The sequence below is a fragment of the Caballeronia sp. LZ065 genome, from assembly GCF_031450975.1.
GTDB lineage: Bacteria > Pseudomonadota > Gammaproteobacteria > Burkholderiales > Burkholderiaceae > Caballeronia.
The window spans coordinates 1477135-1496808 of sequence record NZ_JARUXV010000001.1; the positions used below are offsets into that span (position 1 = coordinate 1477135).

Annotated in this window: 18 protein-coding genes and 1 tRNA gene; 15 read left to right on the forward strand and 4 right to left on the reverse strand. The window is 64.3% G+C overall.

Going from position 1 to position 19674, the window contains the following annotated elements; genetic code table 11:
* Nucleotides 1–57: 57 nt before the first annotated feature.
* Nucleotides 58–900 carry an alpha/beta hydrolase gene (locus tag QCE63_RS06720; RefSeq protein ID WP_309831741.1) on the reverse strand — a complete coding sequence of 281 codons (843 nt, stop codon included), beginning with the start codon at nt 898–900 and terminating at the stop codon, nt 58–60.
* Nucleotides 897–2225, reverse strand: a complete 1329-nt coding sequence (locus tag QCE63_RS06725) for an O-acetylhomoserine aminocarboxypropyltransferase (RefSeq protein WP_309831743.1) — start codon at nt 2223–2225, stop codon at nt 897–899. Before QCE63_RS06725 ends, QCE63_RS06720 begins: the two co-directional genes overlap by 4 nt.
* A gap of 519 nt (nt 2226–2744) precedes the next feature.
* Between QCE63_RS06725 and QCE63_RS06730 the strand changes: the two genes are divergently transcribed.
* From QCE63_RS06730 to aroC, 3 genes are all read left to right on the forward strand, one after another.
* Nucleotides 2745–3197 carry a CBS domain-containing protein gene (locus QCE63_RS06730; RefSeq protein WP_309831746.1) on the forward strand — a complete coding sequence of 151 codons (453 nt, stop codon included), beginning with the start codon at nt 2745–2747 and terminating at the stop codon, nt 3195–3197.
* Between the two features lie 194 nt (nt 3198–3391).
* The gene (locus tag QCE63_RS06735; protein WP_309831748.1) at nt 3392–5332 is read left to right on the forward strand and encodes an MFS transporter; all 1941 of its coding nucleotides are present in this window, start codon (nt 3392–3394) and stop codon (nt 5330–5332) included.
* 68 nt (nt 5333–5400) lie between these two features.
* Nucleotides 5401–6507 carry a chorismate synthase gene (aroC, locus tag QCE63_RS06740; protein ID WP_309831750.1) on the forward strand — a complete coding sequence of 369 codons (1107 nt, stop codon included), beginning with the start codon at nt 5401–5403 and terminating at the stop codon, nt 6505–6507.
* Nucleotides 6508–6683: 176 nt separating this feature from the next.
* On the opposite strand, the gene QCE63_RS06745 is transcribed toward aroC, so the two are convergent.
* A complete protein-coding gene (locus QCE63_RS06745; RefSeq protein WP_309831752.1) occupies nt 6684–8357 on the reverse strand; it encodes an electron transfer flavoprotein-ubiquinone oxidoreductase in 1674 nt (557 codons plus the stop codon).
* A gap of 208 nt (nt 8358–8565) precedes the next feature.
* On the opposite strand from QCE63_RS06745, the gene QCE63_RS06750 reads away from it, so the two are divergent.
* Together QCE63_RS06750 and QCE63_RS06755 are read left to right on the forward strand one after the other, a co-directional pair.
* Nucleotides 8566–9339 carry an SDR family oxidoreductase gene (locus tag QCE63_RS06750; RefSeq protein WP_309831755.1) on the forward strand — a complete coding sequence of 258 codons (774 nt, stop codon included), beginning with the start codon at nt 8566–8568 and terminating at the stop codon, nt 9337–9339.
* Nucleotides 9340–9396: 57 nt separating this feature from the next.
* A complete protein-coding gene (locus tag QCE63_RS06755; RefSeq protein WP_309831757.1) occupies nt 9397–9834 on the forward strand; it encodes a thioesterase family protein in 438 nt (145 codons plus the stop codon).
* A 10-nt stretch (nt 9835–9844) separates the two neighbouring features.
* Here the strand turns inward: QCE63_RS06755 and QCE63_RS06760 are convergent, their stop codons facing one another.
* Nucleotides 9845–10390: a LuxR C-terminal-related transcriptional regulator gene (locus tag QCE63_RS06760; protein WP_309831759.1), complete on the reverse strand. Its 546-nt coding sequence runs from the start codon at nt 10388–10390 to the stop codon at nt 9845–9847.
* Between the two features lie 255 nt (nt 10391–10645).
* On the opposite strand from QCE63_RS06760, the gene QCE63_RS06765 reads away from it, so the two are divergent.
* The 10 genes from QCE63_RS06765 to rplT all read left to right on the forward strand — a co-directional run bounded on the left by QCE63_RS06765 (nt 10646) and on the right by rplT (nt 19655).
* Entirely contained in the window at nt 10646–11350 is a 705-nt protein-coding gene (locus tag QCE63_RS06765) for a CoA transferase subunit A (protein WP_309831761.1), read from the forward strand.
* 2 nt (nt 11351–11352) lie between these two features.
* Nucleotides 11353–11994 (forward strand): CoA transferase subunit B, encoded by a 642-nt coding sequence (locus QCE63_RS06770; protein ID WP_309831763.1) that lies wholly within the window; start codon nt 11353–11355, stop codon nt 11992–11994.
* A 215-nt stretch (nt 11995–12209) separates the two neighbouring features.
* Complete coding sequence (locus QCE63_RS06775) at nt 12210–13130, forward strand: alpha/beta hydrolase (RefSeq protein ID WP_309831765.1); 921 nt, start codon at nt 12210–12212, stop codon at nt 13128–13130.
* 71 nt (nt 13131–13201) lie between these two features.
* Complete coding sequence (locus tag QCE63_RS06780) at nt 13202–13555, forward strand: RidA family protein (RefSeq protein WP_309808014.1); 354 nt, start codon at nt 13202–13204, stop codon at nt 13553–13555.
* A gap of 35 nt (nt 13556–13590) precedes the next feature.
* Nucleotides 13591–15834, forward strand: a complete 2244-nt coding sequence (locus tag QCE63_RS06785) for a bifunctional (p)ppGpp synthetase/guanosine-3',5'-bis(diphosphate) 3'-pyrophosphohydrolase (protein ID WP_309831767.1) — start codon at nt 13591–13593, stop codon at nt 15832–15834.
* 139 nt (nt 15835–15973) lie between these two features.
* Nucleotides 15974–16050: transfer RNA gene (locus tag QCE63_RS06790), tRNA-Val, on the forward strand.
* A gap of 305 nt (nt 16051–16355) precedes the next feature.
* Nucleotides 16356–18263 (forward strand): threonine--tRNA ligase, encoded by a 1908-nt coding sequence (gene thrS / locus QCE63_RS06795; RefSeq protein ID WP_309831769.1) that lies wholly within the window; start codon nt 16356–16358, stop codon nt 18261–18263.
* A 47-nt stretch (nt 18264–18310) separates the two neighbouring features.
* Entirely contained in the window at nt 18311–18838 is a 528-nt protein-coding gene (gene infC, locus QCE63_RS06800) for a translation initiation factor IF-3 (RefSeq protein WP_309833713.1), read from the forward strand.
* Between the two features lie 231 nt (nt 18839–19069).
* The gene (rpmI, locus tag QCE63_RS06805) at nt 19070–19267 is read left to right on the forward strand and encodes a 50S ribosomal protein L35 (RefSeq protein ID WP_006052501.1); all 198 of its coding nucleotides are present in this window, start codon (nt 19070–19072) and stop codon (nt 19265–19267) included.
* Nucleotides 19268–19295: 28 nt separating this feature from the next.
* Nucleotides 19296–19655, forward strand: a complete 360-nt coding sequence (rplT, locus tag QCE63_RS06810; RefSeq protein WP_008350196.1) for a 50S ribosomal protein L20 — start codon at nt 19296–19298, stop codon at nt 19653–19655.
* Nucleotides 19656–19674: the final 19 nt, after the last annotated feature.

Consider the following 19674-nt stretch of genomic DNA (forward strand, 5'->3'; position numbering starts at 1 on the left):
AAGATTCATTCTGCGGCGGCGGCAGGCGCGGCGCAAGCGGGGGTTCCGGGGTTCGTTTCAAGCCTTTCCGTGACCGGCGCGGGCGCAATCGAGCGCGAACTCGAACAGCGTGTCGAGCGTCGCATCCGGCTGCTCGGTCATCATCGCGTGACCGGCGTCCAGTTCCACGGTCCGCACCGCCGTGCCGGCTTTTCTCATGGCATCGACGAGCGGACGCGCCGCGCGCGGCGGCGTCATGATGTCGCGTCGGCCGCTCAGCACGCACACCGGACAGCGCACCGCGGCGGCCCGTTCGAGCGCCGCCGCGTAGGCATTGCACGCGCTGAAGTCGGTATGGAAGAGCAGGGCTTCGCCCAGCAGGCTCACGCGTTCCATCAGCCGCCGGTTCGCCCCTTGCAGCCAGAAGCCGGGCGCGGGGCTCGAAGGCTTCGCGGCAAGCGTCGAATGCGACCACTGGTTGACCATCTCGATGGCCTCCGGCTCGTGCTCGCGCGCGGCGTCGAGCAGCGTCGCGGAGACGGTCATCGGCGCGGCGGTCGCGAGCAGCGCGAGACCCAGCGCACGCTCCGGGTGGCGCGCGGCGGTGTCGAGCGCGATCAGCGACCCCATGCTGTGGCCGACGAAGACCGCTTGCCGCACGCCGGCCGCATCGAGCACGCCGATCACCCAGTCGGTCAGTGCGGCAATGCTGGACAACGGCGGCCCGGCGCTGCGTCCATGCCCCGGAAGATCGAGGGCCAGCACGCCGAAGCCGTGATGCGCGAAATAGCGCGTCTGCAACGCCCACACGCTGTGATCGTGCTCCGCACCGTGAATGAACACGACGGCCGGCCGCGCGGCGTCGAACGCCTTGCCGCCGGTGTAGGCGTAGGCGGCCTTGCCGTGGTGATCGATGATCATGCGCGGCTCCCCAGCGGTGCGCCGGCGCTGGCATTCTCGGCGGCCTTCTGCGCCGCCTTGAGTCCGCGCTTCAGGTCATCGATCAGATCGTCCGGATCCTCCAGGCCGATCGACAGACGGATGCGCCCCGGCCCGATGCCCGCCGCGGCGAGCGCGGCGGCGTCCATACGGAAATGTGTCGTGGAGGCGGGATGGATGACGAGCGAGCGAGCATCGCCGACATTCGCGAGATGCGAAAACAGCGTAAGCGTCTCGATGAAGCTGCGCGCCGCCGGCACGCCGCCCTTGATGTCGAAGCTGAACACCGCCCCCGCGCCGCGCGGCAACAGGCGCTGGGCGAGCGCGTGGTCGCGGTGGGTCGGCAGTTCGGGATAGGCCACGCCCTCGACCGCCGGAGAACCCAGCAAGAATTCAATCATCTTGCGCGTGTTCGCGACATGCCGGTCCATGCGCAACGGCAAGGTTTCGATGCCTTGCAGCAGTTGCCACGCGGCTTGCGGATGCAGGCAGGCGCCGAAGTCGCGCAGGCCTTCGCGGCGGGCGCGCAGCAGGAACGGCGCGACAGTGCTTTCCTCGGCGAACACCATGCCGTGAAAGCCGTCGTAAGGCTCGGTGAATTCGGGGAAGCGGCCGTTGGCCGCGAAGTCGAAGGTGCCCCCGTCGACGAGCACGCCGCCGATGGTCGTCCCGTGGCCGCCGAGGAACTTGGTCGCCGAGTGGTAGACGAGGTCCGCGCCGTGCTCGAAGGGGCGCAGCAGATAGGGCGTCGTGAAGGTGGAATCGACCAGCAGCGGCGCGCCGTGCGCGTGGGCGATTTCTGCGACGCTCGCGATATCGAGCACGTCGAGCCCCGGATTGCCGAGCGTCTCGCCAAAGAACAGGCGTGTTTCGGGCCGCGCGGCCGCGCGCCAGGCGTCGAGATCGTGCGGCGCGACGAAGGTGGTGTCGATGCCGAAACGCCGCAAGGTGTAATGCAGCAGATTGTGCGAGCCGCCGTAGAGCGCGCTGGACGCGACGACATGCGAGCCCGCGCCCATCAGCGTGGCGATGGCGAGATGCAGCGCGGCCTGGCCGCTCGCGGTGCCGATCGCGCCAACGCCGCCTTCGAGCGCCGCGACCCGTTCCTCGAACACCGCGACGGTCGGGTTCGAGATGCGCGAGTAGACGTGCCCGGAGCGCTCCATGTTGAAAAGCGCGGCGGCGTGATCGCTGTCGCGGAAGGTGAACGAGGTGGTCTGATAAATGGGCGTCGCGCGGGCGCCGGTGGCGGGGTCGGGCGCGGCGCCCGCGTGCAGCGCGAGCGTGTCGAAACGGTTGGCTGGCATCGTGGACGGCCGGCGCGCAGGGTGCCGGCGGGCGGCGGAACAAGGGCCTTTCATCGTAACATCGGGGCCGGGCGTTCAAACTTAGGGCGAACGTTAGGGCTAACGTCAGGGCGAACGTTAGGGCGAACGTTAGGGCGAACGTTAGGGCGAACGTTAGGGCGAACGTCAGGGCTAACGTCAGGGCGAACGTCAGGGCGAACGTCAGGGCGAACGTCAGGGCGAACGTCAGGGCAAATGCCACCGCGCGATGCTCAACGGGGCGCGGGCCACATACGTGCCCGAATCCCTGCTCCAAAGCACACAGCCGAAACCGCGCAAAGCCTTGTCCATCCGGCCAGTGCGGGCGCTTTACCGGGTCGTTCGCCTTTTCTTTTGCGAGCCTTTCCGATAGCATCGATCCATCTTTGCCACCTTGTTTGCACCGCGGCTGCACGCTGCGAGCAACGCCGGCGGCGTCAACGTTTCAGGCCGCAGCAGGTATCGTGCAGGTATCGTGCGGCCATTCGCGAGGAGACAACCATGCGAGTCAGCGACATTCTCAAGGTGAAGGGCAACACCCTCTTCACCGTCACACCGGACACCCCGCTCGGCGAGGCCGTCGACACCATGGCGGCGCATGACATCGGCTCGCTGGTGGTCATGGAGTACGGCGACCTGGTCGGCATGCTGACCTTTCGCGAAATCATCGTGACCTTGCGCGACAACGGCGGCTCGGTGGGCACGTCCACCATCCGCAAGATCATGGACGACCATCCGGTCACCTGCACGCCGGAAACCGACGTGAACGAAGTCCGCCGCATGATGCTCGAGCATCACGTGCGCTATCTGCCGGTCATGGAGAAGCGCCAGTTGATGGGCGTGATCTCGTTCTATGACGTCGCGAAGGCGGTGGTGGAGGAGCAGGGTTTCGAGAACCGCATGCTGAAGGCCTATATCCGCGACTGGCCCGAGCAGCAGGAAGAGGCGCGCTGAGCGCGTCATCGTCTCGCAGCGGAGCTTCGGACAGTGAACGCGGAACGGCTCGGGCGACTGCTTGAGCGACTTGCCTGAGCGACTTGCCTGAGCGATTTGCCTGAGCGACGTGCCTGAAGCCCGCGCCCCCAAAAGCGCGCCCGACCGGCGCGCTTTTTTTCCGCCTCGCCCGATACCCGACCTACCCGTAAAACATGAGCGACCATCCGCCGCGCACCCGAGAGCGCGAATCCCGACGTGCGCATGCAGCCGGCGAAAGCCAGTTCCGCCTGCTGCGCGAGCGCCGCTTCGCGCCGTTCTTCTGGACGCAATTCCTGGGCGCGATGAACGACAACGTCTTCAAGGTCGGCTTCACGTCGCTGGTGACGTTCCAGGCGGCCCGCTTTTCCGGCGTCGATCCGAAGACAGCCGCGTTCCTGATTTCCGCCATCTTCATCGTGCCGTTCGTGTTGTTCTCCGCCACCTCCGGCCAGATCGCCGACAAATACGACAAGGCCGTGCTCGCGCGCCTCGTGAAGAGCTTCGAGATCGTCGTGATGCTGATCGGCGGCGCGGGTTTCCTGTGGCACAGCGCGCCGCTGCTGTACGCCTGCACCTTCCTGATGGGCGTGCATTCCACTGTGTTCGGCCCGGTGAAATATGCCTATCTGCCGCAGCATCTCGACTCACATGAACTGGTCGGCGGCAACGGGCTGGTCGAGATGGGCACCTTCGTCGCCATCCTGATCGGCACGATCATCGGCGGCGCGGCAGCAGGCGCGTCCGAACACGGCACGCTGCTGCTCGCCTGCGCGTGCTTTGCGTTCGCAGTGGTCGGACGGGTGGCGGCCGCGTTCGTGCCGGCATCGGCGCCGTCGCAATCCGGGCTGCGCATCAACTGGAATCCGTTCTCGGAAACCTGGCGCAACCTGCGGCTCGCGAAATCCGACCGCACCGTGTTCCTCAGCCTGCTCGGCATCTCCTGGCTCTGGTTCGTCGGCGCGACCTTTCTGACCTCGTTCTTCAATTTCGCCAAGGACGTGCTGTCCGCCGATCCCGACGTCGTCACCGTCCTGCTCGCGACGTTTTCCATCGGCATCGGCACGGGTTCCCTGCTGTGCGAGCGCTTGTCGAAACGGCGCGTGGAGATCGGGCTCGTGCCGCTCGGGTCCATCGGCATCAGCGTGTTCGCGGTCGATCTGTTCTTCGCCAGCCACCGGATGATGCCGGCCGAGCATCTGCTCGGCGTCGGCGAGTTCCTGCGCGCGCTGCCGCACTGGCGCATTCTCGCGGACCTGTTCCTGCTCGCGATGTTCGGCGGCTTCTACAGCGTGCCGCTCTACGCGCTGATCCAGGCGCGCAGCCAGCCCACGCATCGTGCGCGCATCATCGCGGCGAACAACATCCTCAACGCGTTCTTCATGATCGTGTCGGCGCTGATGGCGTTGGCGCTTACGTCCTTCGGCGTCGGCATTCCGGGGTTGTTCCTGACGACCGCGCTGCTGAATGTGGTCATCGCCGTATATATCTATTCGCTCGTCCCGGAATTCCTGCTGCGCTTTATCGCGTGGCTGCTGGTGCATACGTTCTATCGCATCCGGCTGGTCGACGCCGAGCGCATTCCCGCGCAAGGCGCGGCCGTGCTGGTGTGCAATCACGTGAGTTTCGTCGACGCCGTGGTGATCATGGCCGAAAGTCCGCGGCCCATCCGCTTCGTGATGGACCACCGCATCTTTCGCACGCCGCTGTTCGGCTGGATGTTCCGCCACGTGAAGGCGATTCCGATCGCGCCCGCGCACGAGAACGCCGCCATGCTCGAACGCGCCTACGATGCATGCGCCCAGGCGCTGGAAGAGGGCGATCTCGTGTGCATCTTCCCGGAAGGCAAGCTCACGCGTACCGGCGAGCTGAATCCGTTCCGGCATGGCATCGCCGAGATTCTGCGGCGCCATCCGGCGCCCGTCGTGCCGATGGCGCTGCGCGGCCTGTGGGGCAGCGTGTTCTCGCGTCACGAAGACGCGCAATGGCCGCGGCCGATCCGGCGCGGCGCGATGACGCGCCTGACGCTTGCGGTGGGCGAGCCCATCGCGCCCGAAGACGCGACGCCGCAGCAACTGCAGGAGGTGGTGTCGGCCTTGCGCGGGGCGCGTCGCTAGGGCGCGTCTGCGGGCGGCGCTGGCATAATGGCGGTTTCCCCCGACACTTTTTTCTCAGGTCGACGCTCATGTCCGGCAATACCCTTGGCACGCTCTTTACCGTCACGAATTTCGGCGAGTCGCATGGTCCGGCGATCGGCTGCGTGATCGACGGCTGCCCGCCCGGCATGGCGCTCACGGAAGCCGATATCCAGATCGAACTGGATCGCCGCCGCCCCGGCACGTCGCGGCACGTCACGCAGCGCCAGGAACCGGATCAGGTCGAGATTCTCTCCGGCGTGTTCGAAGGCGTGACCACGGGCACGCCCATCGCGCTGCTGATCCGCAATACCGACCAGCGCAGCAAGGACTACGGCAACATCGCGCAGAGCTTCCGTCCCGGTCACGCGGACTACACCTACTTGCAGAAATACGGCGTGCGCGACTATCGGGGCGGCGGCCGTTCGTCGGCGCGTCTCACCGCACCGACCGTGGCCGCGGGCGCTGTCGCGAAGAAATGGCTGCGCGAGAAGTTCGGCCTTGAGACGCGCGGCTGCATGAGCGCGCTGGGCGAAGTGGCGATTCCGTTCGAGAGCTGGGACCACGTGCGCGAGAACCCGTTCTTCTCGCCGAACGCGCAGATCGTGCCGCAGCTCGAGGAATACATGGACAACCTGCGTCGCGACGGCGATTCGGTCGGCGCGCGCATCGAGGTGGTGGCGAGCGGCGTGCCCGTGGGACTCGGCGAGCCGCTGTACGACCGGCTCGACGCGGACATCGCGCACGCGATGATGGGCCTCAATGCCGTGAAGGCCGTGGAGATCGGCGCGGGCTTTGCGAGCGTCGCGCAACGCGGCTCGCAGCACGGCGACGAGATGTCGCCTGAAGGCTTCGCCACCAACAATGCGGGCGGCATCCTCGGCGGGATTTCGAGCGGGCAGGACATCACGGTGTCCATCGCGATCAAGCCGACGTCGAGCATTCGCACGCCGCGCCAGTCGATTGACAAGGACGGCGCGCCCGCGACCGTCGAAACCTTTGGCCGTCATGATCCGTGCGTCGGCATCCGCGCGACGCCGATCGCCGAAGCGCTGCTCGCGCTGGTGCTGATGGACCACGCGCTGCGGCATCGCGCGCAATGCGGCGACGTCGTGGTGGGCACGCCGAAGATCGCGGCCCAGGCGCCCGCGAAGTAGACGGCGCGAGCGGACTCGAAGCCTGACCACGCGTCGCGGTACCGCGCGCGATGAGGCTCGGGCGCCGTCCAGGCAGGCGGCGCGAGCGGACTCGAATCCCGCAATGAAAAACGGGCGCCACACTGGCGCCCGTTGTCATAGGTCGAACCCTACGGCCGGAACCCGGCCGCACGCCCTCACATGTTCGGATAGTTCGGCCCGCCGCCGCCTTCCGGCGTGACCCACACGATGTTCTGCGTCGGATCCTTGATGTCGCAGGTCTTGCAGTGCACGCAGTTCTGCGCGTTGATCTGCAGGCGTTCGTTGCCGTCGTCGGCCTTCACGAATTCATACACGGCCGCCGGACAATAACGGCTTTCCGGACCCGCATAGGTGCGCAGGTTGACATCCACCGGCACCTTCGGATCCTTGAGCGTCAGGTGCGCCGGCTGGTTCTCCTCGTGATTCGTGTTCGAGATGAACACGGACGAGAGCCGGTCGAAGGTGAGCTTGCCGTCGGGCTTCGGATAGACGATCGGCTTGCACTGCGAAGCCGGCTTCAGCATCTCGTGATCCCAGTGCTGATGATGCAGCGTCCAGGGCACGTTGCCGCCCATCACCTTCTGCTCCAGGCCCACCATGAAGGTGCCGAGGTACAGGCCCTTGCTCATCCACTGCTTGAAATTGCGCGCGCGATACAGTTCCGTCTTGAGCCACGAGCTCTCGAAGGCTTCCGGATAGGCCGTGAGTTCGTCGTTCTGGCGGCCGGCCTGCACGGCGTCGAATGCGGCTTCGGCGGCCATCTTGCCGGACTTGATCGCCGCGTGGCTGCCCTTGATGCGCGAGGCGTTCAGGAAGCCGGCGTCGTCGCCCGCCAGCGCGCCGCCGGGAAAGCTCAGCTTCGGCAGCGACATCAGCCCGCCCGCGGTGATCGCGCGCGCGCCGTAGGAAATGCGCTTGCCGCCTTCGAGGAACGCGCGGATCGACGGATGCGTCTTGTAGCGCTGGAATTCCTCGAACGGCGACAGATACGGATTCGAATATCCCAGCCCGACGACAAAGCCCACCACCACCTGGTTGTTGTCCATGTGATAGAGGAACGAGCCGCCGTAGGTGTCGGGTTCGAGCGGCCAGCCGGCCGTGTGGATCACGAGGCCGGGCTTGTGCTTGACCGGATCGATCTCCCACAGCTCCTTGATGCCGAGGCCGTACACCTGCGGATCGGCATCGCGGTTCAGCTTGTACTTGTCGATCAGCTGGCGGCCGAGATGCCCGCGCGCGCCTTCGCAGAACAACGTGTACCTCGCGTGCAACTCCATGCCGAGCTGGAAGTTCTCGGTCGGCTGGCCGTCCTTGCCCACGCCCATATTGCCCGTGACCACGCCGCGCACCGAGCCGTCTTCCGCATACAGCACTTCGGCTGCGGGGAAGCCCGGGAAGATCTCCACGCCCAGCGCCTCGGCCTGCTGGCCCAACCAGCGCGTGACGTTCGCGAGCGAAATCACGTAGTTGCCGTGATTCTTGAAGTTGTCGGGGAGCAGCCAGTTCGGCACCTGCTTGGCGTCGTTCTGGGACAGGAACAGGAAGCGGTCCTCGGTCACCTCGACGTCGAGCGGCGCGCCTTTTTCCTTCCAGTCGGGAATCAGTTCTGCGAGCCCGCGCGGGTCCATCACCGCGCCGGACAGGATGTGCGCGCCGACCTCGGAGCCTTTCTCCAGCACGCACACGCCGATCTCGACGCCTTTTTCTTCCGCCAGTTGCTTCAACCGGATGGCCGCCGACAAACCGGCTGGTCCACCGCCGACGATCACGACGTCGTATTCCATCGATTCGCGGGGACCGTACTGCTCGATGAGGCTCGCCGGGGTCATCAATGCTCCTCTGTACTTTAGAATGCCCTTTCGGGTTCGGGGATCGCGTATTGTCGGGGAAGCTCCGGCAGCCCGCAACCGATGCTCGTCATATTCGCACGAACGTACTATTATGGCGGCGCCTGTGCCATCGGTGCCGACGCCGATGACTGGCGGCGCGCGCCCGGTGCGCCGTCGAGGCTGAATCCACCGTGGAAAAGGAAGCACAATGGGCCGTTCGATCAACCTGGAAGGCAAGGTCGCGCTGATTACCGGCGCGTCCAGTGGCTTGGGCAAACGCTTCGCGCAGGTGCTGTCGCAGGCGGGCGCCAAGGTGGTGCTGGCGAGCCGCCGCACGGAGCGGCTGAAGGAATTGCGCGCGGAGATCGAGGCATCGGGCGGCGCGGCGCATGTGGTCTCGCTCGACGTGACGGATTACCAGAGCGTGAAGTCGGCCGTGGCGCATGCCGAGACCGAAGCGGGCACCATCGACATTCTGGTGAACAACTCGGGCGTCTCCACCACGCAGAAACTCACCGACGTCACGCCCGCCGACTTCGAATTCGTCTTCGGCACGAATGTGCGCGGGGCGTTCTTCGTCGCGCAGGAAGTGGCCAAGCGCATGATCATGCGCGGCAACGGCGCCGCGAAACCGGCGTACCGCATCATCAACATCGCCTCGGTGGCGGGCCTGCGGGTGTTTCCGCAGATCGGCGTCTATTCGATGAGCAAGGCCGCCGTCGTGCAGATGACGAAGTCGATGGCGCTCGAATGGGGCCGCCACGGCATCAATGTCAACGCGATCTGCCCGGGTTATATCGACACCGAGATCAATCATCATCACTGGAAGACCGAGCAGGGGCAGAAGCTCATCTCGATGCTGCCGCGCCGCCGCCTCGGCACGCCGAACGATCTCGACGGGCTGCTGCTCCTGCTCGCGGCCGACGAATCGCAGTTCATGAACGGCGCCGTGATCTCGGCGGACGACGGTTTCTCGATCTGAGCGCGGCGCTTCCATCCAGTCAAGCAGGCCGTCACACGGCAACAGGTAATGCAGTCAATGAGCAGCGAGCAGACCTTCCACACGGTTATCGAATTGTCGATGCCGATCCGCTGGGGCGACATGGACGCCTTCGGGCACGTCAACAACACCGTCTATTTCCGCTACATGGAGCAGGTGCGGATCTCGTGGTTCGAGCAGCTCGGCATCGTCGGCGGCCACGGCGCGGGGCAGGGGCCGGTCATCGTGAACGCGTCGATGGAATTTCTCAGGCAACTGCACTATCCCGGCGACGTGATCGGCCGGATGTCGGTGGGTCAGCCGGGACGCAGCAGCTTCGACACGCACTTCGAGCTGGTGCGCGCCGATACGCCCGACACGCTGATCGCGCGCGGCGCGGCGAAGATCGTATGGATCGAGTACGCCGCGGGCAAGTCGGCGCCGCTGCCGGATGCGCTGCGCCGCGTGATCGAGACCGGCGCGTCCGTCGCGCTGTGAGGCCGCGTCTTCAGGTGCCGAGCAGCCGCTGCAGCAGTTCGGTGGCGTTGCCGGTGTCGTACTTGCGCATGAGGCGCGCGCGGTAGATGTCGACGGTGCGCGGGCTGATGTCGAGCACGCGGCCAATCTGCTTGCTGGTCTTGCCTGTCACGAGCTGCGCGGCGATCTCGCGCTCGCGCGGCGTCAGTTCGATGGCGACCCGCCGCGTCGCGCTCAGGTCCTCGAAAGTCCAGACGCCCGCTGCGTGCGGCGTGGCGCGGTCGAGCGCGCGGCCGGTCACGTGGCACCAGAAGAGTTCGCCGTTGTTGCGCTTCATGATGCGGTCGTCGCTATAGGTGCCTTCGCGGCTGATATGCGCGGCGATCCGTTCGTCGATCCGCGCAAATTCATCCGGCGACGGATACAGCACCTCGAACGACTGGCCGATGAGCGCCTCGCGCGTGGCGCCGAAGATCGCGCAGAGTTGCGCGTTGCAGTCCTCGATCGTGCGATCGCGCGAGAGCACGAGCCCGACGGGCGCGAGATGAAACGCGGTTTGATAGTCCAGTGCAGGCATGTGATCCGGGCGCCCGGGCGGGTGGCGCGGCGTGGCCGATGAGGCCGGGAACCAAACGCGCGCGGGCAATGACTTATGTATTTTTGCGTATTGTGCCGGATCAGCCGGGCAGCGTACTCTTTTGCGACGCCAACAGGCCGTCCGCGCGTCGGGTGACAGCGTCGTGACGGTACATCAAGCCGACGGATCAAAGCGGGTGCAAAGCCGCTCAACCGCCGTTTCTCAGTTGGTTTCACACATGGAAGGGACACACAGATGAACAAGGTCTATCCCAGCGCGAAAGCCGCGCTCGAGGACATCGTCAAGGACGGGCAGACATTCGCCGTCGGCGGTTTCGGGCTGTGCGGGATTCCCGAGGCGCTGATCGCCGCATTGCGCGACACCGGCGTGAAGGGCATCACCTGCATCAGCAATAACGCGGGCGTCGACGGCTTCGGGCTCGGGCAACTGCTCGAAACGCGCCAGGTCAAGAAGATGATTTCGTCCTACGTCGGCGAGAACAAGGAGTTCGAACGGCAATATCTGGCCGGCGAACTCGAACTCGAATTCACGCCGCAGGGCACGCTGGCCGAGAAGCTGCGCGCGGGCGGCGCGGGCATTCCGGCCTTCTTCACCAACACCGGTTTCGGCACCGTGATCGCCGATGGCAAGGAAACGCGCCAGTTCGGCGAGAACCATTACGTGCTCGAACATTCGCTGACGGCGGATGTCGCGCTCGTGAAGGCGTGGAAGGCCGACAAATCCGGCAACCTGATCTACCGCCGCACGGCGCGCAATTTCAACCCGATGTGCGCGATGGCCGGCAAGACCACGGTGGTGGAAGTGGAAGAGATCGTCGAGGTGGGCGAGCTCGATCCGGACGCCATCCACACGCCCGGCATCTTCGTGCAGCGCCTCGTGCTGAACGCAGAGCCCGAGAAGCGCATCGAACAACGCATCGTCCGCGCGAAAGGAGAGTAATCATGGCTTGGAATCGTGACCAGATGGCCGCGCGCGCGGCGCAGGAACTGCAGGACGGCTTTTATGTGAACCTCGGCATCGGCCTGCCGACGCTCGTCGCCAATCATGTGCCGGACGGCATGGAAGTGTGGCTGCAATCGGAGAACGGCTTGCTGGGCATCGGCCCGTCGCCATATGAAGACGAAGTGGACGCCGATCTCATCAACGCCGGCAAGCAGACCGTGACTACCTTGCCGGGCTCGTCGATTTTTTCGTCGGCGGATTCGTTCGCGATGATTCGCGGCGGCCACATCAACCTGGCGATCCTGGGCGCCATGCAGATCAGCAAGAAGGGCGACCTGGCCAACTGGATGATCCCCGGCAAGATGATCAAGGGCATGGGCGGCGCGATGGACCTGGTCGCCGGCGTCAAGAAGGTGGTCGTGCTGATGGAGCACGTCGCCAAGGGCGACCAGCACAAGATCCTCGAAGAATGCTCGTTGCCGCTGACGGGCGTGGGCGTCGTGGACCGCATTATCACGGACCTCGGCGTGATCGACGTCACCGAGAACGGACTGCGGCTGGTCGAGCTGGCGGACGGCGTGTCGGTCGAGGAAATTCAGCGGAAGACGGGCGCGCCGCTGGATGTATCGGGCGTGAAGTGACGCGCGGGCAAGCGGTTTAAGCGCCGGATCTCGAGCGGGCGCGGCTTTCGGGCTGCGCCCGCTTTGCATTGTACAGTTTGCGATTTGCAGTGCAGGAGCGCCAGGGTCGTCCGTTCGGCCAGCGGGATTCCGGAGGGCTTCGGGTGAGCATGACGCGCCGTACAATCGTTGCAATCCAAGTCACTACCCGCACTCTCATTCACGAGGACCGTTTCATGACCGCACCGATCGTCGTCGAACCCGTTCACTCGGACCTGAGCGAGCCGCGCCAGCGCTTCGTGCAATGTGCGAGCCCGGCGGGCCTGCATCGCATGACGTACACGGAATGGGGCGATCCGTCGAACCCGCACGTCCTGGTGTGCGTGCATGGCCTCACGCGCTCGGCGCGCGACTTCGACAAACTCGCGAAGGCGTTCGCTCACGAGTACCGGGTCGTGTGTCCGGATGTGGTCGGGCGCGGGCTCTCGGGCTGGCTGGCGGATCCGCGTTACTACGGCGTGCCGCAATATGTCGCGGACATGGTCACGCTGATCGCGCGGCTCAACGTGGAGACGGTGGACTGGTTCGGCACGTCGATGGGCGGACTGATCGGCATGGCGCTCGGCGGACTCCCGGATTCGCCCGTCCGCAAGTTGCTGCTGAACGATGTCGGGCCGCATATCGAACCGGTCGCGCTCGGGCGCATCGGCGAATACCTGGGCAAGCCGGCGCGCTTCGCTTCGCTCGAGGAGGGCGTGCGGCGCGCGGCGGAACTCGCGGCGACCTTCGGGCCGCTCAGCGACGCGGAATGGACCAGCATCAACACGCCGCTGCTGCGCGAGCGCGACGGCGCGTGGACCTTCCACTACGATCCGGCCATTGCCACGCCTTTTTCGTCGGTGACCGAGGAGCAGGCGGCCGCGTATGAGGCTTTCCTGTGGCATTCGGTAGCGTCCATCGCCTCGCCGGTGCTGGTCGTGCGCGGCGAGGCGTCCGATCTGCTCTCGCGCGAAACCGTCGAGCGGATGGTGAAAACGGGACAATCGGTGACGAGCGTCGAGATTCCGGGCGTGGGCCACGCGCCGGCGTTTCTTGCCGAGGATCAAATCGCCATTGCCAGAGGGTTCTTTCTGGGCGGCGGCAGCAGCGGGGCATAATATCGGGCTTGGCCGGACCCGCCCGGCTTCATCGATCATCCTTCTCCATCCATCATCGTCAGGAAACCATCATGGCAGTCATTCGTCATCACGTCGGCCCGCGTCTGTCCGAAACCGCGATTCACAACGGTACGGTCTATCTCGCCGGCCAGATCGCCGAGGACACGGACCAGGACATCACCGGCCAGACGCGTGAGGTGCTCGGTCACATCGACCGCTTGCTGGAAGAGGCGAACAGCGACAAGGCGCATTTGCTGTCGGTGCAGATCTATATCTCCGATCTCGTGCATTTCTCCGGCATGAACGCGGTGTGGGATGCATGGGTCGCCGACGGCAACGCGCCGCCGCGCGCCACCGTCGAGGCCAAGCTGGCCAATCCGGCTTGCCTCGTCGAAGTCGTTGTGGTTGCGGCGCAGCGCACCTGAACCTTCGTATCGGCTGAAGCAGTCGCATTTCCCGCATGAGCGAAACCGCCGTTCCCACCGAGACCTGGCCCGAGCCGTCGATCGACGACGCGCTCGCGTTCGTGCGCGAGCACGCGCGGGACGCCCGGCTGTCCACGGGCGAACTGCTCGCGGAGCACGCGGTGGGTACCGCGCGCATCATGCAGACGCTCAATGTCGATGCGCACGCGGTCGCGGCGGCGGCGTTGTTCGCGCTGGCGCCGCATCTGGACGATCCCGAGAAGCTGATCACCGAGCGCTTCGGCCCGGAAGTGCAGCGTCTTGTCGGCGATGTCCGCAAGCTGTTGCGGCTGGGCTCGGTCAGCTCGCGCGCCACGCTGGCCGAGTTTCCCGATACCCGCGACGCGCAGGCCGCCCGTCGCGCGCAGGTCGAGTCGCTGCGCAAGATGCTGCTGGCGTTCGCGCAGGACATTCGCGTGGTGTTGATCCGGCTGGCGTCGCGGGTGCAGACCTTGCGCTTTCATGCCGCACACAAGACCGATCCGCCGCCGGACGTGCCGCGCGAGACGCTCGAAATCTATGCGCCGCTCGCCAACCGGCTCGGTATCTGGCAACTGAAGTGGGAGCTGGAGGACCTCTCGTTCCGCTTCCAGGATCCGGTTACCTACAAGCGCATCGCCAAGCTGCTCGACGAAAAGCGCGTCGAACGCGAAACCTATGTGACCGAGGCGATCGCGCGCTTGCAGCGCGAGCTGGACACCGCGCACATCAAGGCCGAAGTGAGCGGCCGGCCGAAGCACATCTACAGCATCTGGAAGAAGATGCGCGGCAAGCATCTCGACTTCTCCGAGCTGAACGACGTGCGTGCGTTTCGGGTGATCGTCGGCGACATCAAGGATTGCTACACCGTGCTCGGCATCGTGCACAACCTGTGGCAGCCGGTTCCGCGCGAATTCGACGACTACATTTCACGCCCCAAGCCGAACGGCTACAAGTCGCTGCACACGGTCGTGATCGGCGACGACGGGCGCGCGTTCGAAGTGCAGATCCGCACGCAGGAAATGCATCAGTTCGCCGAATACGGCGTGGCGGCGCACTGGCGCTACAAGGAAGCGGGCGCACGCGGTTACGCGGGCCAGGTGACCGCGAGCGAGAAATACGACGAGAAGATCGCGTGGCTGCGTCAGCTGCTGGCCTGGAAGGACGATGTAGAAGGCGACGGCGAAGGCGATGCGGAATCTGAAAAGCGCGGCTGGCAGCATCTGCGCGACGCCACCCTCGACGACGACCACATCTACGTGCTGACGCCACAGGCCCGCGTGATCGCGCTGCCGCACGGCGCGACGCCTGTGGATTTCGCCTATCACCTGCACAGCGAGCTGGGGCATCGTTGTCGTGGCGCACGTGTCGACGGCGCAATGGTGCCTCTGAATACGCAACTGCAGAACGGACAGACGGTCGAGATCGTCGCGGTGAAGGAGGGCGGTCCGTCGCGCGACTGGCTCAACCCGCAGCTCGGCTATCTGCACAGCCCGCGGGCGCGGCAGAAGGTGCGCTCGTGGTTCCTCGCGGCGGACGCGGCAGAGACCATCGCCGCGGGCCGGACGATCGTTGAAAAGACGCTGCAGCGCGAAGGCAAGACGTCCGTCAGCCTCGATCAACTCGCCACGAAGCTCGGCTTCAAGACGCCGGAGGAGCTGTACGCGGTCGTCGGCAAGGACGAGTTCAGCCTGCGCAATATCGAGCAGGCGCTCTCCGACGCGCCGCCACCCGAGCCCGAACCGGAAGCGCCCGAGCAGTTCGAGAAGCGCAGCAGTGGGCAGAGCGTGGCTCATGGCGCGTCGACGGGCGTGCTCGTCGTTGGCGTCGATGCCTTGCTGACGCAACTGGCGCGCTGCTGCCGCCCCGCGCCGCCGGACCCGATCGCCGGATTCGTGACGCGCGGCAAAGGCATGTCGGTCCATCGCACCGACTGCACGACCTTCAAGCGCATGGCGCAGCGCTCGCCGGAGCGCGTGCTGCACACGACCTGGTCGGCGGAGGTGATGAATGGGCGCGGCTCGTCGGTTTATCCGGTGGATTTGTCCGTGGAGTCGACCGACCGGCAAGGCTTGCTGCGGGATATCTCGGAAGTGTTCGCGCGCGAGAAGATCAATGTGATCGGCGTGAAGAGCCAGAGCCGCCGAAATGTCGCGTACATGCAGTTCACGGTGGAAGTGTCGAGCGCCGCGCAGATCCAGCGCGCCTGCACATTGCTGGGCGAAGTGCCGGGCGTGATCCGCGCGTCGCGGCGTGCGTGACATGCCGGCTCGATGTTTTCCGCCTGACGTGCCGAAGCGGAAATCACCGAAAGATCCGCGGATCGCCGAATAAACTTGAAGTTTCCTCGGGCAAACCCTTGCCAAGGTTCGAAATACTCCATATAATCTCACTTCTTTCAGGCTCGTAGCTCAGCTGGTTAGAGCACCACCTTGACATGGTGGGGGTCGTTGGTTCGAGTCCAATCGAGCCTACCAACGAAAAAGAAGGCTTGCGAATTTCGGTTCGTGGGTTTTCGAACCGCGAAGGGCGCGCAGGCGGCGCTCGGTGCAAAAGGCGAATGAAAATGGCACGTCGAACGTTGACCGAAACAGTTTCGGAACGACGCTAGTCGAGGACCTAATTCGCCTTCTGCCAAATTGTTTCGCGGTCAGTGTGAAAAGTGAATGCGGCCCCTCGATAGCGGGGCCGCATTTTTTTTGTCTCCCGATTTTCCGCGTGAAATCGTGAGGCAAGTCTCAAACGACATCGCCTGGCGTGCGCCGGCGTTCTGGAGAACGATATGGTTTCGGTACGTTTGCCTGATGGGTCGGTCCGTCAATACGACCACCCGGTGACCGTCGCGGAAGTCGCGGCATCGATCGGTGCGGGCCTCGCGAAGGCCGCGCTCGCCGGCAAGCTCAACGGCGAACTCGTCGATACCTCCTTCCTGATCGACCGCGATGCATCGCTTGCCATCATCACGGACAAGGACCCGGAAGGCGTCGATGTCGTGCGCCACTCCACCGCGCATTTGCTGGCGTATGCGGTGAAGGACCTGTTCCCTGAGGCGCAGGTGACCATCGGACCGGTCATCGACAACGGCTTCTACTACGACTTCTCCTACAGCCGGCCGTTTACGCCCGAAGATCTGGAGAAGATCGAAAAACGCATGCAGGAACTCGTCAAGAAGGACGAGCCGGTGTCGCGCCGCGTGGTGTCGCGCAACGAGGCGGTTGAGTACTTCAAGAGCATCGGCGAGAAGTACAAGGCCGAGATCATCGAGTCGATCCCGGAAAGCGACGAGATCAAGCTGTACTCGCATGGCGGATTCACCGACCTGTGCCGCGGTCCGCACGTGCCGTCCACCGGCAAGCTCAAGGTCTTCAAGCTGATGAAGCTTGCGGGCGCCTACTGGCGCGGCGACTCGAAGAACGAGCAGCTGCAGCGCATCTACGGCACCGCCTGGACCAAGAAGGAAGACCAGGAAGCCTATCTGCACATGCTGGAAGAAGCCGAGAAGCGCGATCACCGCAAGCTCGGCAAGCAACTCGACCTGTTCCATCTGCAGGATGAGGCGCCCGGCATGGTGTTCTGGCATCCGAAGGGCTGGTCGCTGTGGCAGCAGGTCGAGCAATACATGCGCCGTCGCGTGAACGAGGCCGGCTATCTCGAGATCAAGACCCCGATGGTCATGGACCGATCGCTGTGGGAAGCCTCGGGTCACTGGCAGAACTATCGTGAAAACATGTTCACGACCGAGTCCGAGAAACGCGACTACGCCATCAAGCCGATGAACTGCCCGGGTCACGTCCAGGTGTTCAATCACGGCCTGCGCTCGTACCGCGATCTGCCGTTGCGTTACGCGGAGTTCGGGTCGTGTCACCGTAACGAGCCGTCGGGCGCGCTGCACGGCCTGATGCGCGTGCGCGGCTTTGTTCAGGACGATGCGCACATTTTCTGCACCGAAGACCAGTTCATCGCCGAGTCCATTGCGTTCAACACGCTGGCCATGAGCGTGTACAAGGATTTCGGCTTCGATCACATCGCCATCAAGCTGTCGCTGCGGCCTGAGCAGCGCGCGGGCAGCGACGAAACCTGGGACCGCGCCGAGCAAGGTCTGCGTGAGGCGCTGACCGCGTGCGGTCTGGAATGGGAGGAGCTCGAAGGCGAGGGCGCGTTCTATGGTCCGAAGATCGAGTACCACATCAAGGATGCGCTGGGCCGTTCGTGGCAATGCGGCACCTTGCAGCTCGACATGGTGTTGCCTGAGCGGCTGGGCGCCGAATATGTCGCTGAGGACAACAGCCGCCGGCGTCCGGTGATGCTCCATCGCGCAATCGTCGGATCAATGGAGCGTTTTCTCGGGATTCTGATCGAACACCACGCCGGCGCCATGCCGTCGTGGCTCGCGCCGACGCAGGCAGTCGTGCTCAATATTGCCGAAAGTCAGGCAGAATATGCCGCGAATCTGGCCCAATCGTTGCAAAAACAAGGGCTTAGAGTCGAGTGCGATTTGCGCAATGAGAAGATTAGCTATAAAATACGCGAGCACACGCTGCAGAAGGTGCCGTATTTGCTGGTTGTCGGCGACAAGGAGCGTGATGCACAAACCGTAGCCGTGCGTGCTCGTGGCGGTGTCGATCTGGGCGTGATGCCGGTCGACGCTTTTCTGGAGCGTCTGCAGCAGGATGTGCGGGCGTTCAGGTAAGTCACTCGCAGCGCGGCTTGTTTTTTAATTTTTAGAGGAAACGTAACATCGCTACTGATAAGTCGTCACATCGCATCAACGGTGAAATTACTGCGCCGGAAGTGCGCTTGGTCGGAGTGGACAACGAGCCGCTCGGAATCGTGAAACTGGCCGAGGCGTTCCGTCAATCGGAACAGCTCGATGTGGATCTCGTCGAAATCGCGCCGCAGGCTTCTCCGCCTGTCTGCCGTTTGATGGATTACGGCAAGTTCAAATACTCGGAAGCGAAGAAGCTACACGAGGCGAAGTTGAAGCAGAAGATCGTGCAGGTGAAGGAAGTCAAATTCCGCCCCGGTACGGATGACGGTGACTACAACGTCAAGCTGCGCAACCTCACCCGCTTCCTCGAAGACGGCGACAAGACGAAAATCACATTGCGTTTCCGCGGTCGGGAAATGGCGCATCAGGAAATCGGCATGCGCATGCTGGAACGGTTGAAGTCGGATCTCGACGAATTCGGCCAGGTCGAACAGATGCCGAAGATGGAAGGGCGTCAGATGATCATGGTGCTGGCCCCGAAGAAGAAGGGCAAGTAACCTCAAGCAACATGCAATGGATCGCGCGCCGTCGAATGGCGGTTGGCGCGGCATTGCCGGCAGTTTCAGGCCGGCGTCATCTCGGTGACGCCAGTCATGAAAAGCGGCGATTCTTCACCGAGTCGTCTGCAAACAAGTGGCGCGTGGGTTTCGAAGGGCGGGAAGGGGTCTTGGCCAGCATGGAAGGATCAGCCGCACACCCATGACCATCTAATAAACTGGAGTAGTTTCATGCCGAAGATGAAGACCAAGAAGAGTGCTGCGAAGCGCTTCGTGGTGCGTCCGGGCGGTACCGTCAAGCGCGGTCAAGCGTTCAAGCGCCACATTCTTACCAAGAAAACCACCAAGAACAAACGCCATCTGCGTGGCTCCACGGCCGTTCATGATTCCGATCTGAACTCCGTCCGCGCAATGCTGCCGTTCGCCTAACCTCAACTAACACTCAAAGGAGCGCAACATGCCTCGAGTAAAACGTGGGGTTACCGCACGGGCCCGTCACAAGAAGATCATCCGTCTGGCCAAGGGTTACCGCGGCCGTCGCAATAACGTCTATCGCATCGCCAAGCAGGCGGTCATGCGCGCAGGCCAATACGCCTACCGCGATCGCCGCAACAAGAAGCGCGTGTTCCGCGCACTGTGGATCACGCGTATCAACGCGGCGGTGCGTCAGCACGACATGACCTACAGCGTGTTCATCAACGGCCTGAAGAAGGCGTCGATCGAACTCGACCGCAAGGTGCTGGCTGACATGGCTGTGTTCGACAAGGCTGCTTTTGCTGCGATCGTGAAGCAGGTGAAAGCCGCCGTTGCAGCCTAATTGCGAAATTAGTACTGCG